The organism is Streptococcus sp. KHUD_018, assembly GCF_054861215.1.
On record NZ_CM142176.1, the window covers coordinates 1,853,939 to 1,870,438 of the forward strand.

12 protein-coding genes are annotated in these 16,500 nt (G+C 43.4%); 4 read left to right on the forward strand and 8 right to left on the reverse strand.

The genetic code is table 11. The annotated features are described in order from the left end of the window. Positions 1-60: 60 nt before the first annotated feature. The 4 genes from ACVBD2_RS09360 to ACVBD2_RS09375 all read left to right on the forward strand — a co-directional run bounded on the left by ACVBD2_RS09360 (position 61) and on the right by ACVBD2_RS09375 (position 3,959). Positions 61-873: a Cof-type HAD-IIB family hydrolase gene (locus ACVBD2_RS09360; protein WP_461685677.1), complete on the forward strand. Its 813-nt coding sequence runs from the start codon at positions 61-63 to the stop codon at positions 871-873. A 282-nt stretch (positions 874-1,155) separates the two neighbouring features. Then, a complete protein-coding gene (locus ACVBD2_RS09365; RefSeq protein WP_000021989.1) occupies positions 1,156-2,145 on the forward strand; it encodes a PTS sugar transporter subunit IIB in 990 nt (329 codons plus the stop codon). A gap of 75 nt (positions 2,146-2,220) precedes the next feature. After that, entirely contained in the window at positions 2,221-3,033 is an 813-nt protein-coding gene (locus ACVBD2_RS09370) for a PTS mannose/fructose/sorbose transporter subunit IIC (RefSeq protein WP_001280317.1), read from the forward strand. A gap of 14 nt (positions 3,034-3,047) precedes the next feature. Continuing rightward, positions 3,048-3,959, forward strand: a complete 912-nt coding sequence (locus ACVBD2_RS09375) for a PTS system mannose/fructose/sorbose family transporter subunit IID (protein ID WP_000818313.1) — start codon at positions 3,048-3,050, stop codon at positions 3,957-3,959. A 57-nt stretch (positions 3,960-4,016) separates the two neighbouring features. Here ACVBD2_RS09375 and ACVBD2_RS09380 read toward each other — a convergent pair whose 3' ends face one another. The 8 genes from ACVBD2_RS09380 to ACVBD2_RS09415 all read right to left on the reverse strand — a co-directional run bounded on the left by ACVBD2_RS09380 (position 4,017) and on the right by ACVBD2_RS09415 (position 16,432). Further along, positions 4,017-6,245: an HAD-IC family P-type ATPase gene (locus tag ACVBD2_RS09380; protein WP_461685678.1), complete on the reverse strand. Its 2,229-nt coding sequence runs from the start codon at positions 6,243-6,245 to the stop codon at positions 4,017-4,019. 165 nt (positions 6,246-6,410) lie between these two features. Then, complete coding sequence (gene pepC / locus ACVBD2_RS09385; RefSeq protein ID WP_285301322.1) at positions 6,411-7,745, reverse strand: aminopeptidase C; 1,335 nt, start codon at positions 7,743-7,745, stop codon at positions 6,411-6,413. Between the two features lie 109 nt (positions 7,746-7,854). Continuing rightward, positions 7,855-8,577 (reverse strand): pseudouridine synthase, encoded by a 723-nt coding sequence (locus ACVBD2_RS09390; RefSeq protein WP_461685679.1) that lies wholly within the window; start codon positions 8,575-8,577, stop codon positions 7,855-7,857. 232 nt (positions 8,578-8,809) lie between these two features. Next, the gene (locus ACVBD2_RS09395) at positions 8,810-9,040 is read right to left on the reverse strand and encodes a GlsB/YeaQ/YmgE family stress response membrane protein (RefSeq protein WP_084971872.1); all 231 of its coding nucleotides are present in this window, start codon (positions 9,038-9,040) and stop codon (positions 8,810-8,812) included. A 9-nt stretch (positions 9,041-9,049) separates the two neighbouring features. After that, positions 9,050-10,291, reverse strand: a complete 1,242-nt coding sequence (locus ACVBD2_RS09400) for an aminopeptidase (protein WP_268721186.1) — start codon at positions 10,289-10,291, stop codon at positions 9,050-9,052. Between the two features lie 21 nt (positions 10,292-10,312). Beyond that, positions 10,313-10,465 carry a hypothetical protein gene (locus ACVBD2_RS09405; protein WP_049477769.1) on the reverse strand — a complete coding sequence of 51 codons (153 nt, stop codon included), beginning with the start codon at positions 10,463-10,465 and terminating at the stop codon, positions 10,313-10,315. 19 nt (positions 10,466-10,484) lie between these two features. Beyond that, positions 10,485-14,876 carry a PolC-type DNA polymerase III gene (locus ACVBD2_RS09410; protein ID WP_461685680.1) on the reverse strand — a complete coding sequence of 1,464 codons (4,392 nt, stop codon included), beginning with the start codon at positions 14,874-14,876 and terminating at the stop codon, positions 10,485-10,487. 176 nt (positions 14,877-15,052) lie between these two features. Then, positions 15,053-16,432, reverse strand: a complete 1,380-nt coding sequence (locus ACVBD2_RS09415; protein ID WP_143989950.1) for a glycoside hydrolase family 1 protein — start codon at positions 16,430-16,432, stop codon at positions 15,053-15,055. Positions 16,433-16,500 lie beyond the last annotated feature (68 nt).

Genomic DNA, 16,500 nt, shown 5'->3' on the forward strand with positions numbered 1-16,500 from the left:
TCTTCTTTCTTTTTGATATAATAGTAGACATCTTATCTGGAATGTACTAGGAAGGTTTATATGACTAAAAAAATTATCGCAGTCGATTTGGACGGAACCCTGCTCAACTCAGAGAGTAAGATTTCAGATTTTACTCGAAACACAATTAAACGAATTGCTGAAAAAGGCCACCATGTCATCATCACTACTGGGCGCCCTTACCGTATGGCAAAAGAATTTTATCAGGAACTAGAGTTGCACACACCTATGATCAACTTCAATGGTTCCCTTACCCATCTGCCAGGTCATGCTTGGGCGCATGAAAAGTGCTTGACCTTGGACAAAAAATACCTCTTAGATATGGTCGAACGCAAAGAGGATATCCAAGCTGACTTTATTGCAGGAGAATACCGCAAGAAATTTTATATCACGGCTCCTAATGAAGAAATTGCCAATCCCAAACTATTTGGTGTAGAAAATTTCCAACCAGAAAATCAATTCAAATCTGAATTGGTGACCAAGGATCCTAACTGTATCCTCTTGCAAACAAGAGTCGATGATAAATACGCGCTAGCAGATGAGATGAATCGTTTTTATCAGCATCAACTAGCTATCAATACCTGGGGTGGCCCTCTCAACATCCTCGAATGTACACCCAAGGGGGTAAACAAAGCCTTTGCTCTAGAGTACTTGCTCAATGTGATGAATCGTGATAAAAAAGACTTAATCGCCTTTGGTGATGAACATAATGACACCGAAATGTTGGCATTTGCAGGCAAGGGGTATGCTATGAAAAACGCCAATCCTGCTCTTCTTCCATATGCAGACGAACAACTTCCTCTGACAAACGAAGAAGACGGAGTTGCCCACGCTTTACAAAATTTATTCCTATAAGAAGGAGGATTGCTGCTCTGCAATCTTTTCTTTTTTATTTTCATTCTATTTTCATAAAGGTCACTCATTTTCAGTATTTTTATATTAAATTTTCTATTGCTATTTTCATATATTTTTTGAAATTATTTATATATTAACATTTTGTAAGCCTATTTCCATTGAAAACTTTTACAATTTTCGAAAAAGTAGTTGATTTTTATATGAAAACGATTTATACTAGGTACGTCTGAGGTTTTTTAGGAAACCTATAAGTCAAACATTTTAAAAGGAGGAATGACAATAATGAGTATCGGAATCATTATTGCGAGCCACGGCGAATTTGCTGCGGGTATTCATCAGTCAGGATCTATGATCTTTGGTGAACAAGAAAAGGTTCAAGTTGTAACCTTTATGCCAAATGAAGGTCCAGATGATCTTTACGCTAAATTCAACAACGCTGTGGCTGCATTTGACGCAGAAGATGAGGTTCTAGTATTGGCTGACCTTTGGAGTGGATCTCCATTCAACCAAGCTAGTCGCGTGATGGGAGAAAATCCTGAGCGTAAGTTTGCCATCATCACAGGGCTTAACTTGCCGATGTTGATCCAAGCCTACACTGAGCGCCTTATGGATGCTACTGCAGGTGTGGATAAAGTCGCTGCGAATATCATTAAAGAAGCCAAAGATGGCATCAAGGCTCTTCCAGAAGAGCTTAACCCAGTTGAGGAAGGGGCTAGTGCTGCGGCTGCTCCAGTTGCCCAAGCTGCTATTCCAGAAGGAACTGTTATCGGAGACGGTAAATTGAAAATCAATCTTGCCCGTCTTGACACACGTCTTCTTCACGGACAAGTCGCAACTGCTTGGACACCAGATTCAAAAGCAGATCGTATCATCGTTGCTTCAGATAACGTTGCAAACGACGAATTGCGTAAAGAATTGATCAAACAAGCAGCTCCTAACGGAGTAAAAGCCAACGTTGTCCCAATCAAAAAATTGATTGAGGTTGCAAAAGATCCTCGTTTTGGTAACACACATGCTCTTATCTTGTTTGAAACACCTCAAGATGCCCTTCGTGCCATCGAAGGTGGCGTACCAATCAAGACCCTTAACGTTGGTTCTATGGCCCACTCAACAGGTAAAACAATGATCAATAACGTCTTGTCTATGGACAAAGATGATGTTGCAACATTTGAAAAAATGCGTGACCTCGGTGTTGAATTTGATGTACGTAAAGTACCAAACGACACGAAAAAAGATTTGTTTGACTTGATTAAGAAAGCAAACGTTCAATAATGTTAATCTGTTTCTATCATTTTTGAAAACAGGATTAAATACTTTATTAAAACTAAATAGAAAAGGAATAAAACCATGTCAGATATTTCAATCATTTCTGCTATCTTGGTTGTAGTTGTTGCCTTCCTTGCAGGTCTTGAAGGTATCCTCGACCAATTCCAATTCCATCAACCAATCGTCGCATGTACCCTTATCGGACTTGCAACTGGTAACCTCGAAGCAGGGGTTATGCTTGGTGGATCTCTTCAAATGATCGCCCTTGGTTGGGCAAACATCGGAGCTGCCGTAGCTCCTGACGCTGCTCTTGCATCTGTTGCTGCAGCAATCATCTTGATCAAAGGTGGTAACTTTACTACTGATGGTATCGCCGTTGCAACGGCAACAGCTATCCCTCTTGCTGTAGCTGGACTTTTCTTGACAATGATTGTTCGTACAATCTCAGTTGCCTTAGTTCACTCAGCTGATGCTGCTGCTAAAGACGGAAACATTGCAGCTGTTGAGCGTGCTCACTTTGTTGCACTTCTTCTTCAAGGTCTTCGTATTGCAATCCCTGCTGCCTTCCTTATCGCTATCCCAGCTTCTGCTGTTCAAGACGCTCTTGGTTTGATGCCAGACTGGTTGAACGGTGGTATGGCTGTCGGTGGTGCTATGGTCGTTGCCGTTGGTTACGCTATGGTTATCAACATGATGGCAACTCGTGAAGTATGGCCATTCTTCGCTATCGGTTTTGCTCTTGCAGCTATCTCTCAATTGACTTTGATTGCCCTTGGTGTCATCGGTGTTGCCCTTGCCTTCATCTACCTTAACCTTACAAAACAAGGTGGAAACGGTGGCGGCGGAGCTGCGACTTCTAACGACCCAATCGGTGATATCCTAGAAGACTACTAGAAAGGGGAACAATCATGGCTGAAAAAATTCAATTATCAAAATCAGATCGTCAAAAAGTTTGGTGGCGTTCACAATTCCTTCAAGGTTCTTGGAACTACGAACGTATGCAAAACTTGGGTTGGGCTTACTCATTAATCCCAGCTATCAAAAAATTATACACTAAAAAAGAAGACCAAGCGGCCGCTCTTGAGCGTCACCTTGAGTTCTTCAACACTCACCCATACGTAGCTGCTCCTATCATGGGGGTTACTCTTGCACTTGAAGAAGAGCGCGCTAACGGTGTAGAAATCGATGACGCGGCTATCCAAGGGGTTAAAATCGGTATGATGGGACCTCTTGCTGGTATCGGTGACCCAGTATTCTGGTTTACAGTTCGTCCTATCCTTGGAGCCCTTGGTGCATCACTTGCTGCATCTGGTAACATTGTTGGTCCCCTTCTCTTCTTCTTTGGATGGAATGCTATCCGTATGGCCTTCCTATGGTATACACAAGAGTTCGGTTACAAAGCTGGATCTGAGATCACTAAAGACATGTCTGGTGGTATCTTGAAAGACATCACTAAAGGTGCTTCTATCCTTGGTATGTTCATCCTTGCCGTTCTTGTACAACGTTGGGTATCCATCAACTTCACTATCAACCTTCCAGGCAAACAATTGTCAGAAGGTGCCTACATCAACTTCCCAGAAGGTCCTGTTACAGGAGCTGAGTTGAAGGGCATTCTTGGTCAAGCGCTTAGTGGTATGAGCCTAGATAGAGTTCAACCACAAACGCTTCAAGGTCAGTTGGACTCATTGATTCCAGGATTGATGGGACTTCTCCTTACTTTCCTTTGCATGTGGTTGCTTAAGAAAAAAGTATCTCCAATCACAATCATCCTTGCCCTCTTTGCAGTTGGTATCGCAGCTCGTTTCTTCGGTATCATGTAAACCATCGAGAATATAAATAAAAAAGAATCAGGTAATAAACCTGATTCTTTTTGTGTATCAACTTTTTCTTCTAGTCAGATAATGCAAGCCTCCAATCACCACTGCTAGGATGGCTACATAGACGACTTGGGTGGTTTCTAAAGGCACATACGCTCCTTGCAGGATAAAGGTATTGACAAGCACTCCAACAAGGGCTGCAAGGCTCAAAAACGTGAGCAAAAGCATCTTGTATCGATTAAAAGGCAAGCTGACCTTGGCAACTAGACACAGACCATTGATCAGGGCAAGGAGGAAGCAAATAAATTTGACCTGACCTGGGACAGTGATAAAGAAATTGGTCAAAAGAACACTAGCAACCAGAACGCCACCACCAATCGCCGCGTTGGTTAGGATATCTCTCATAAAGTGAGTGCTAACCTTTTCTTTATTGGACTCAAAAGTCAGGAAGAAGGATGGAATCCCAATCGTAATGGCTGAAATGATTGTAAACTGAATGGGGATAAAGGCAAATTCCAAACCAAATACCACACTCAAAATGGCAAAAACGATGGAGAAGAAGGTCTTTGTTAGAAAAAGAGAGGCTACCTTTTGGATGTTATTGATGACCCGGCGTCCTTCCATCAAGATATCATAAAATACTGCAAAGTCATCAGTGAGAAAAACAATATTGGATACACTTTTGGCTGCACTCGTAGCCCCCTTCATGGCAAAGCTGATATCTGCTTTCTTGAGAGCCAGAACATCATTGACCCCGTCACCGCTCATGGCAACTGTTTTACCAGCATTTTGCAAAATAGATACCATCTTTTGCTTCTGTTCAGGTGTCACACGTCCAAATATTTCGTGTTCCAAGACCACTCTTTCAAAGTCGTCATCACTCACCTTGGTCATATCAATCGCACGGGCTTCTTCCTTAAAACCTGCCTTACGAGCCACCCCATATACAGCCACATGATTATCACCACTGATAATCTTCACTTCAACACCTTGAGATTCGAAATAGTCAAAGGTTTCCTTGGTATTGTCCTTAATCTCATCTGACAAAACGACGTGGCCTAGTAGTTCCACATTAGCTGGACTCGTAATCTGGTCCCTGCTATGAGCGAGTGTTAAGATTCGAAAACCTTGCTGTTTTAGATGTTCATAGTAGGCATCCATCGGCTGGGTAAAGCCTAGAAACTCATAGGCTCCGAAGAAATAGGTCCCACCCTCTTTTACTTGGACAAAGGAATACTTATTTTTACTTGAAAATGCACCGACTTCTTGAACTTCCCACTTTTTCTCACAGGTTAAGTAAGTCTTCAGAGCTCGGGAAGTTGCATTTTCATCTTCGAAATAAGCCAAATAAGAAGATAGTTTCTCTGCTACATTAGCATCCATTTCTTGGACCTTCATATTCCCCGTCGTGATAGTTCCCGTCTTATCAAAACAAAGAATATCTACTCGCGCCAAGGTCTCTACACAGTATAGCTCCTGTACCAGAACCTTCTTTTTAGCCAGCTTCATGGCTGCTACTGCTAGGGACACACTAACCAAGAGAATCAAACCCTCTGGAATCATGCCGACCAAGGCACCTGAACTTCCTAAAACAATTTCAACATAAGACCGTCCTAGACTAAAACCTCTGACATAGAGCAGAATGGCAACTGGCACCAGCAAGATCGAGACGATTTTTAAAATCTTATCCATGTAATCGCGTAGTTGAGAAGGGTATTTTTTGAATTCCTTGCTGGATTTTGCGAGTTTGTTGATATAACTATCGGGTCCGACCGCCGTCGCCGTGACCAGACAAGTACCGCTAACGACATTGCTTCCGCTCATCAGCTTGTCACCTGCTGTTTTAAAGACTGAATCACTCTCACCAGTCAGCAAGGACTCATCAACTTCAATATTCCCTTCAAGGACTTCTGCATCGACAGGTACCTGATCTCCCAGATTGAGATGCAGATATTCCCCCAGTACGATGTCCTCTGGAGCAACCTCAATCGTTTGACCATCTCGGTTGACTCTGTACTTACTTTTACCAAGCAAACTCAGCTTTTCTAAGGCATTTTTTGAACGCACTTCTTGGAAAATCCCAATGGCTGTATTGATAGCAATCACACCTAAAAAGAGCATATTTTCAAATCGCAAGGTTGTGGCTACCAGAACTGCCAGAGCCAAGTTCATAGCATTAAAAAAGGTAAAGATATTTGAAACGACGATTTCCTTGGTTGTTTTATAGGGTTTAATGTCGCTGATATTTCGTTGACGATCCTTGATGTCTTGACTGCTTAAATACTTCATTTCTACTCCGATATCCTTTTGTACTACTATAGTAACACATATCTTTTTCTCTGTCACTTAAATACTCAAAATAAGAAGAACTCCCTTGGCAAGCATCATCTATCCCCACTTTAAGAAGGACTTAAAAAAGAAGCTAGGATTTCCCTAACCTCTTTTCTTTATGCTTTATTCTGCCAAGGCTCCCATTGGATCCCATGGTGCAAGTACGATTGGTTCTGCTTCATAAGCAGCTTGTTCTTCTGCTGTCAGCAATTCCTTACGGACAACAATTTGGTAAGTGTATTCATCCATCCAAGCGTCTGAGGCAACAAAGTAACCATCTGTACCGACCTTGTCTCCCCATGAGTTTTCAACCTTCCACTTGGTTGACTTACCATTTTCGTCCAAGTCCACACCTGTCAAGACCATAGCGTGGGTCATCAAGCTTTCACTATAGTCCAAACGTCCAGCTTTATCTTGAGTGAGTTGAATGTCCATGCTTGACTCAAAGTCATAAACATCTGTCGCAAGGATTCCAGCTTTACGATTGCTGAGCTGACCGACATCTGAACCAAACCAAACAGTCTCACCTGTTTGCATTTGGGCAATCGCCAATTCTTTCAAGCGCTCCATTGGAACGTTGATGTAGCGAACTGCACGGCTACCAACCACATTTCCTAACATCTCAACTGTGTAAGATTTGCCGTAAGGCTTGTCAGCAGTTGGAGCATTGATAACAGAAACATAATCTTCTAGAGGAAGGTCGACATATTTCTTGTAAAACTCTTGTGGCGTGATACCCTTTTCGCTTTGGTAGTTATCATCCTTATCGCGATAAGCAAAGTCAAATTTACGTGGTGGAAGTCCTAGTGACATAGCAAGGAAGTTAAAGATTTCTTGCAAGAGGTCTTCTTTCTTAGCTTGAACAGTCGCTTGGTCTGCACCAGAAGCGAGCAAGTCACGCAAGATTTGAGCATCTTGACGAAGCAATTTGTTGAGGATGGCATTGAGCTCACGGCTACTGCTAGATGAAACAGACTCAGGATAAACAGACTTGGGAACGACACCGTATTTCTCAAAGAGGGCAACGACCATATCCCACTGTCCACCGTCTTGTTGTGGAGTTTGGAGTAGGAAGCTAACCTTACGGCTCGTCAATTCTTGGTCTGCAGTCGCAATCACTTGCTCCAAAAACCAGTTGGATTTCTCGTACTTGTCCCAGAAGAATGTGTGGGCTTGTGACAACTCAAAGTTTTCCAGTTTGTATTGAGAGATGAGTTTGTGGCGGAAGGTGTTGAGAGCTGCAAACATCCAGCAACGACCAGACGCTTTCTGGTTAGTAACCTTGTCCTTGGTCAAATCCAATGAGAAAACAGGTGTATTGTCTACATGGCTTTGGCGACGTTCCAGGGCTGCAAAAATTCCGTTATGGCTGGCAGCATTTTCAATCGCTTGGTATTTGACATTTGCTTCATAGTTAGCAAATAATTTATCTGTAAATGATTCTTGGATCGCGTTCATAGATTCCTCCTTTTATTCTACTGTCTATTATAACTCTTTTCACAAAGGAAGCAACTGAAAAACGAAAAAGGCAAGGACATTCTCCTCACCTTTTCTAACATAAACCCAATTAAGCAATACTAGCAAGGAGATTTTCTAACTCCTCCTTGGTCAAACGACGCCATTCTCCTCGTTCTAAGTTCTCATCCAAAACTAAAGTTCCCATCGTCAAACGTTGTAGGTTCACCACTTCCTTGCCACAGAAGGCCACCATTCGTTTGACTTGATGAAACTTCCCTTCAGCAATAGTCACACGAACCAGACTTTGATTTTTTTCTGGATCTACTGATACAAACTCCAGTTTAGCTGGCTGGCAGGTAAAGTCCTTGAGCGGAATCCCCTTAGCAAATGTCTCCACGTCTTCTTGGCTCATGATTCCCTCGACTTGAGCCAAATAGGTCTTATCCACATGACGTTTTGGTGAAAGAAGAGCATGGGCCAGCTGACCATCATTAGTCAAAAGCAAAAGACCATGGGTATCAATATCTAAACGACCGACAGGAAAAACTTCCTTGGCACGAGCATAATCATCTAACAAGTCTAGAACCGTTCTATGCTTAGGATCTTCAGTTGCTGAAATGACTCCTTGGGGCTTGTTCATCATATAGTAGACAAACTCTTCATACTCCAGCACTTGGCCATCAAAGCGAATCTCATCTCTTTCTTCATCAATTTGCAGTTTAGCTGATTTCTCTTTTTTACCATTTACCGTCACGCGCCCAGCCTTGAGCAAGTTTTTGACCTCTGTTCGACTCCCTACAGCACAGGCAACTAAAAATTTATCTAATCTCATAAAACTATTATATCATACTCAAAAGTAGGCTGGTACAATGACCAACCTCCTTTTCTTTTCATACTCTTCAAAAATCTCTTCAAACCGCGTCAACGTCCATCTGCAACCTCAAAACAGTGTTTTGAGCTGACTTCGTCAGTTCTATCTACAACCGCAAAGCAGTGCTTTGAGCAGCCTGCGGCTAGTTTCCTAGTTTGCTCTTTGATTTTCATTGAGTATCAGATTTAAGAAATTAACTTCCTCGTCTCCAGAAAATAGCTAAGACAACCATAGCACCTAAAACAGCTGGAACAACAGCTATCCCCGCTAGGTTTGGACCCCAAGTTCCAAAGAGCAGGTGCCCCAAAGAAGCACCAATCCAGCCGAGAAACATTTTCCCAAAGCATCCCATGCTTTCTCCGCGATTGGTTAAAGCACCTGCCAAGAGTCCCACTAGGAGACCAACAAACATACTTCCAAGCATAGCTTCTCCTTAAATTGCCCAATCTCCATTGCGGAAGAGTGGTACGCGTGTTCCATCCTCACGGATACCATCGATATCCATTTGATTCGAACCAATCATAAAGTCCACGTGAACATCTGAACGGTTAAGCCCTGCAGCTTCAAGCTCCTCTTCGCTCATTTCCGCTCCACCAACAACGCTGGTCGCATAGGCTGCACCGATAGCCAAGTGATTTGAAGCATTCTCATCGAAAAGGGTGTTGAAGAAGGTAATGCCTGACTGAGAAATTGGGCTTGGATCTGGTACCAAGGCACATTCACCCAAGGCACGCGCACCCACATTTTCAAAGACAAGATCTTTCATGACCTGATCACCCTTTTCAGCAGTAATGTCTACGATTTGACCATCCTTGAAGGTTACTTTAATCCCTTCGATGATATTTCCGTTATAGCTAAGTGGTTTTGTAGAGGTTACATAGCCATCTGCACGACGGAAGTCAGGAGCCGTAAAGACTTCTTCTGTCGGCATATTTGGCAAGAATCCTTCTCCCTGTGCATTGATAGCGCCAGCTGATTCCCAAACGTGATTCTTAGGCAAGCCAAGTGTCAAATCTGTCCCTGGCGCTGTGTAGTGAAGGGCTGAAAATTGCTCTTTATTAAGCATTTCTGCCTTACTCTTAAGAATGGCTGCATGTTCTTCCCAAGCCTTAACTGGATCTTCTTCATAGACACGGCAAGTTTTGAAGATTTGATCCCAAAGAAGATCAACTGCTTCTTCATCGCTCGCAGCATTTGGAAAGACTTTCTTAGCCCATTCAAGTCCAGCAGCGGCTGCTACAGTCCAGCTAACCTTGTTGGATTGAGTTGCGATGCGCATTGGCTTCATCGCAAGTCCCATAGCTTTGGCGGAAGCTGAAAGCTTATCCGCATCCACTCCGTTCAAGGCACCTGGGTCAGAAGAACGAACACCGAGACGGCTAGCCTTATTCTCCAAGAGATAGTTCATCTCAGCAATCTTGTATTCTGGCACATTGTCCAAACGCTCCATCGGCGCGTGGAGGAATTTCTCGCGGTTGATAAAGTCATCCGCCCATTGAACAATGACTTCGTGCGCACCCAAGGCATAGGCTTCTTTCACGATTAGATGCGCCAATTCACGTTGCTCCACATCGATAGAAAGAGCCAAAGTGTGACCAGGTTGCACGTTAATTCCATTCGCAACCAACAATTTCGCATATTTTTCTAGATTTTCTTTAAAATTTGGTAAAACCATTCTATTCTTCCTTTTCTTTTGTTATTTCTCTTTAAATAAGGACAACAAGCTAACCGTTGCCACCGTACCGCAAATCAAAGCGGTCATTCTCAAAATCGTATCAGGGTCAAGATCCAGCTGATAATCAAACACCTTTTGCGCTGGCTTATCCTGAGCGGAAATGGTAAGTTTCATAAAAACCTCTTCCTATATTTTAGAAAAATTCATCAAACAAACTCAACTGGTTATCCTCTGGCATATTGCCCAGAATCCCCATTTCATCCATCTTTTCAACCAAGGTTGATGAGAGGCCACCACGTTTGCGTAGTTCTGTTTTGGAAAGGAATTCTCCCTCTTCACGCGCTCGTACCAACTGCTTGGCAACGTTCTCTCCCAGACCATCCATTGCTACAAATGGCGGAATGAGGGTATCCCCATCGATGAGGAACTCTGTCGCATCACTACGATAGAGGTCTAACTTGCCAAACTTAAAGCCACGTTCCCACATTTCATTGACAATCTCAAGAGTTGTATAGAGGTCAATTTCCACATTAGAGGCTTCATTATTCTTCCGTTTTTCAGCGATCTCTTCCATTCTACGCTTGATGGCATCCAAGCCGGCACCCATGGTCTTGATATCAAAGGCCTTGGCACGGATAGAGAAGTAAGCACAGTAATAATAAATCGGATGGTGAACCTTGAAGTAGGCTACACGCAAGGCCATCATAACGTAGGCTGCCGCATGGGCCTTAGGGAACATATACTTGATTTTTCCACAGGATTCGATATACCACTCTGGTACCTTATTAGCCTTCATAGCCTCGATGTAGCCATTTCGCTCCTCTTCGGAAATCTTCAGCCACAAACCTTTACGCACCCGTTCCATGATGGTAAAGGCCATCTTAGGTTCGAGACCCGCATGCATGAGGTAAACCATGATGTCGTCCCGACAACCGATAACGGTTGATAGGTCCGCAATCCCTTGCTTGATCAAATCCTGGGCATTTCCCAACCACACATCGGTACCGTGGGATAGACCTGAGAGCTGAAGCAACTCTGCAAAAGTCGTCGGATGCGTCTCGTCTACCATCCCACGTACAAAGTTGGTTCCAAACTCTGGAATCCCCAGCATCCCCGTCGGTGTACCGATTTGCTCAGGAGTCACCCCAAGAACATCAGTTCCTGAAAAGAGGGCCATCACGCCTTCATCATCCATAGGAATTTCATTAGGATCAATCCCAGACAAGTCCTGCAGTTTCCGAATCATGGTCGGATCATCATGTCCCAGCACATCAAGTTTGAGGACGTTCTCATCGATATCGTGGAAGTTAAAGTGAGTCGTCTGCCATTCAGCCGTCACGTCATCTGCTGGATACTGAACAGGCGTAAAGTCGTAAACATCCATGTAGTTAGGAATAACAACAATTCCCCCCGGGTGTTGTCCCGTTGTGCGCTTGACACCAGCTGCACCTTGAGCAAGGCGTTCCACCTCTGCATCACGATAAAACTTCCCATAGTCTCTCTCGTAGCCCTTTACAAATCCATAGGCAGTCTTGGCAGCCACCGTACCAACCGTTCCTGCACGGAAGGCATATTCCTCACCAAAGATATCACGCACATCCAAGTGGGCGCTAGGCTGGTCTTCTCCCGAAAAGTTCAAGTCAATATCGGGAACTTTATCTCCATCAAAACCAAGGAAGGTCTCGAAAGGAATATCCTGTCCATTTTTGCTAAGTTTATGACCACAGTTTGGACAATCCTTATTGGGCATATCAAACCCTGAACCGTAAGAACCATCCGTGATAAACTCACTATACTGACACTGACCACAAACATAATGAGGAGAGAGAGGGTTAACCTCCGTAATCCCAATCATGGTCGCAACAAAACTAGAACCGACAGATCCACGAGAACCCACCAAATAGCCCCGTTCATTGGAACGTTGCACCAGCATCTGCGATGCCAGATAAATCACGGCAAATCCATTCCCCAGAATGGAAGTTAATTCTTTTTCAATCCGCAAATCAACGATATCTGGCAGCGGATTTCCATAAATCTCAAAAGCTTTCTTATAGGTCAGCTCGGCGACCGTTTCTTCCGCCTTGTCAATGAAAGGTGTGTACAAGTCACCCTTAACAACCTCAACAGGTTCAAAGATATCTGCCAAGGCATTGGTGTTTTCAATGACTAATTTGCGTGCTAAATCTTCTCCCAAGAAAGCAAACTCATCCAACATTTCATTGGTCGTTCTAAAATGAGCCTTCGGTAGCGGTGCTGGTTGGGCATGTTCACCATGACCGATGGTTCGGTTAATCATAGCCCCCTGGCCCAAACTACGGACAATAATTTCACGGTAAATCTCTTCTTCCGGTTCGATATAGTGGACATTTCCCGTAGCTAGAACAGGCTTGCCAAGGCGGTCTCCCACTTCTATCAAACTCTTGATAATAGTCTGGAGTTCCTCCATATCCTTGACCTGCTCTTTAGCAATCAAGGGAGCATAGATAGCTGGTGGCATGACCTCGATAAAGTCATAATACTTGGCCACCTCAACCGCCGCATCCACACCTTGGGAAACAACTGCGTCAAAAACTTCGCCCTCGGAGCAAGCCGACCCCAAAATCAAGCCCTCCCGATGGGCATCTAGAACTGTTCTCGGAATCCGTGGCACCCCTTCAAAATATTTGGTGTTAGACAAAGAAACCAGCTTAAAAATATTTTTTAAACCAACTTGATTCTTGACATAAATCGTCGCATGCTTGATCCGAGCTTTTTTATAAGAGTCTGGACTAATCAAATCAATGTTAAGTCTAGCCAGATCAGTCACACCATGTTTTTCTGCTACCTCTTTGATAAAGATGAAAAGCAAACGACCAGTAGCTTCCGCATCGTAGTTGGCCATGTGGTGGTGTTCCAGTGCTACACCAAAACGCTTGGTCAAAGGCCCCAAACCATGACGTTTATACTCAGGATAGAGGTTTCTAGCAAACTCCAGCGTATCGATAACTGGCTGGCTAATCTTAGGCAGACCATGACGCTCATAGTTGACATTCATAAAGCCAACGTCAAAGGTGGCATTGTGAGCAACTAAGACTGTATCCTTGCAAAATTCTTGGAATTCTTGCAAAACTTGTTCCAGTGGTTTGGCATTTTTGACATGATCGTCTGTAATACCTGTTAACTCAGTAGTAAAGGCTGACAAGGGATGCCCAGGATTGATAAATTCATCAAATTCGGCAATAACATTCCCCTTATACATCTTAGAGGCCGCAACCTGAATCAAGTCATTATAGATAGCTGAAAGTCCCGTCGTTTCAACGTCAAAGACCACGTAGGTCGCTTCTGACAAGTCCATCTCCACTTCGTTATAAACGATAGGGACACGGTCCTCCACGATATTGGCTTCCATTCCATAGATCAGCTGGATTCCAGCTTTCTTAGCTGCCTTGTAGCCATGTGGGAAGGATTGAACATTTCCATGGTCGGTGATGGCAACCGCCTTGTGCCCCCACTTAGCAGCTGTCGCAACGATCTCCTCTACCTCTGGTAGAGCATCCATGGTCGACATGTTGGTATGAGCATGAAACTCAACCCGACGCTCACCTTCTGGCATCAAATCCTTCCGCTCATAGTGAACAACTTCCTGCACATCCTGCACGTTCATGGTCAAATCGCGTGTGAAATTATTCATCTCCACATTTCCACGAACTCGGAGCCAAGAATTCTTCTTAATGATGTCAAACTTCTGAGCTTCTTCTTCATTCTTAACCCATTTTTGCATTGAAAAACTTGAAGTGTAGTCTGTCATTTTAAAGTTGATCAAAACGCGACCAGTTCTGGTCACCTTATGCTCCACATCAAAAACGACCCCTTCAAAGACCAGACGATTTTCCTCAGTCGTCACGTCAATCATCTGGGTAACCTCAGCCTTATCTAGTTTAGGCTTGGCCATAGCCTTTTTAGCCTGAAAATCAAAGGCTGGCTTCTCTTCTACTGGAGGAGGAGCCATTTGTTCCAGTTGCTCCATAGCTCGTAAAGCTTCTTCGTTGGCAGCCTGAACGATTTGTTCATTCTCCGTATGGAAGGCCTCCTCCTGCTCCTGTGTAAGAGCATCATTCTTTTCTATTTGACAAACAAAGGCTGGGAAACCAAATTTTTCAAGTTGCTTTTCTAAATTAGGAAGATGATTCTTCTTAAAGTGCTCCTTATCAATCGCCTCTGAACCTTCAATAATGAGTTGATTTCCCTCCGCACGAACGTTTAAATTCTGGTAAAGAGATTTAAACCCTTGACTTGCACATGGACCTTCAGAAAAAGCCTCTCTATAGTAGGCTTGTAAGAGTTCATTAGAGAATTCTTGAGAGAGAACCTTGATTTCGAAAACAGCTCGATTCCCTGTCTTAGAAAATTCTTCACCAAGCCCTTTCTTTAACTCCAGAAAGATTTCAATAGGCAAAATTTTAGAAAATACAAAATAAAATTCCCATACCTTACTAATTTTGTGAACCACAACACGCTCAATTCTGGCATCAACAAGAGCAGGATCCCGTCTCAATTGATCAGAGATTCCTAGTTGATTCATTAAAATTTCAAACTTACTTGCCATTCATTTTCCTCACATTATTCTCTTACTATTTTACCATAATTAAAGAAAATATATGACTAGTACCATCTCCCTTGCGACTTAGATGGAAAGATTTTATCATACTTGTAATAGATAAAACTATACTGACTCGTAGTCACATATTAAAAAGTGAGATGATTTTCATCTCACTTTTATTCTTAAAATCCATTATGGTCGCTGAGCTCTTTGAACCAGTGGCCTGATTTCTTCAGGCGGCGTTCTTGCGTTTCCAAGTCAAGCTCAACCAGACCATAGCGGTTTTTATAGCTGTTGAGCCATGACCAACAATCAATAAAGGTCCAAATCAAGTAGCCCTTACAGTTGGCCCCATCTTCAATCGCACGGTGGAGTTCACGAAGATGCCCTTTGACAAAGTCGATACGATAGTCGTCCTGAATCATGCCATTCTCACGGAATTTATCCTCACCTTCAACACCCATGCCATTCTCTGTCAACATCCACTCAATATTACCATAGTTTTCCTTGATATTTTGGGCGATATCATAAATCCCCTGCTCGTAGATTTCCCAACCGCGGTGAGGATTGATTTTACGGCCCGGCATAATATAAGGCTCATAAAAATGTTCTGGCAAGAGTGGACTGTCTGGATGCTTGGCAAAACGCGGCGCCATAACGCGCAAAGGTTGGTAGTAATTGACTCCAAGGAAATCAACTGTATTCTCGCGAATGAGCTCCAACTCTTCAGCTGTGGAATCTGGCAACAAATCATGCTCAGACAAGATTTCTACTAATTCTTCTGGATAAGCTCCTAAAACGGACGGATCTAGGAAAGATTGGGCCTGAAAGAGGTCCGCAATCCGAGCTGCCTTGACATCAGCAGGATGCTGGCTACGTGGATAAGCCGGTGTCAAATTTAAGACAATCCCAATCTTGGAATCAGTCAAAATCTCATGACAGGCCTTGACCGCCCGACTGCTGGCTAATTGTGTGTGGTAAGCTACTTTAACTGCTGCCTCTGCATCTACCTTATGTGGATAATGGGCATCGTAAAAATAGCCAAATTCTACAGGAACGATGGGCTCGTTAAAGGTAATCCATTGATCCACCAAGTCTCCGTAAGTCTCAAAACAAAAACGAGCATAGTCTTCATAAGCCTTGATGGTTGCCTTATTTTCCCAACCATCCCCAACTTCTTGAAGGGCCAAAGGAAGGTCAAAGTGATAGAGATTGACTAGAAGACGGATTCCCTTAGCCTTAATGGCTTCAAATACCTGACGGTAGAAAGACACCCCTTGAGGATTGACCTCTCCACGGCCCTGTGGAAAAATACGAGACCACTGGATAGAAGTTCGGAAGGCTGTATGGCCAGTCTCTACCAAAAGCTCAATATCCTTCTCCCAGTTTTCGTAAAAAGTCGATGTTTTGTCAGGTCCAATTCCATTGTAGTAGCGATTGGACTCCACCTGATACCAATAATCCCAGAGATTATCTCCTTTACCATCACCAAGCACTCGCCCTTCTGTCTGTGGTCCAGAAGTGGATGAACCCCAAACAAAATCCTTTGGAAATTTTAGCATTGTTATACCTCTTCGTTTACTCATTTTCCCCATTATATAGAAAAAACAAGGTAAAAACTAGTTACATT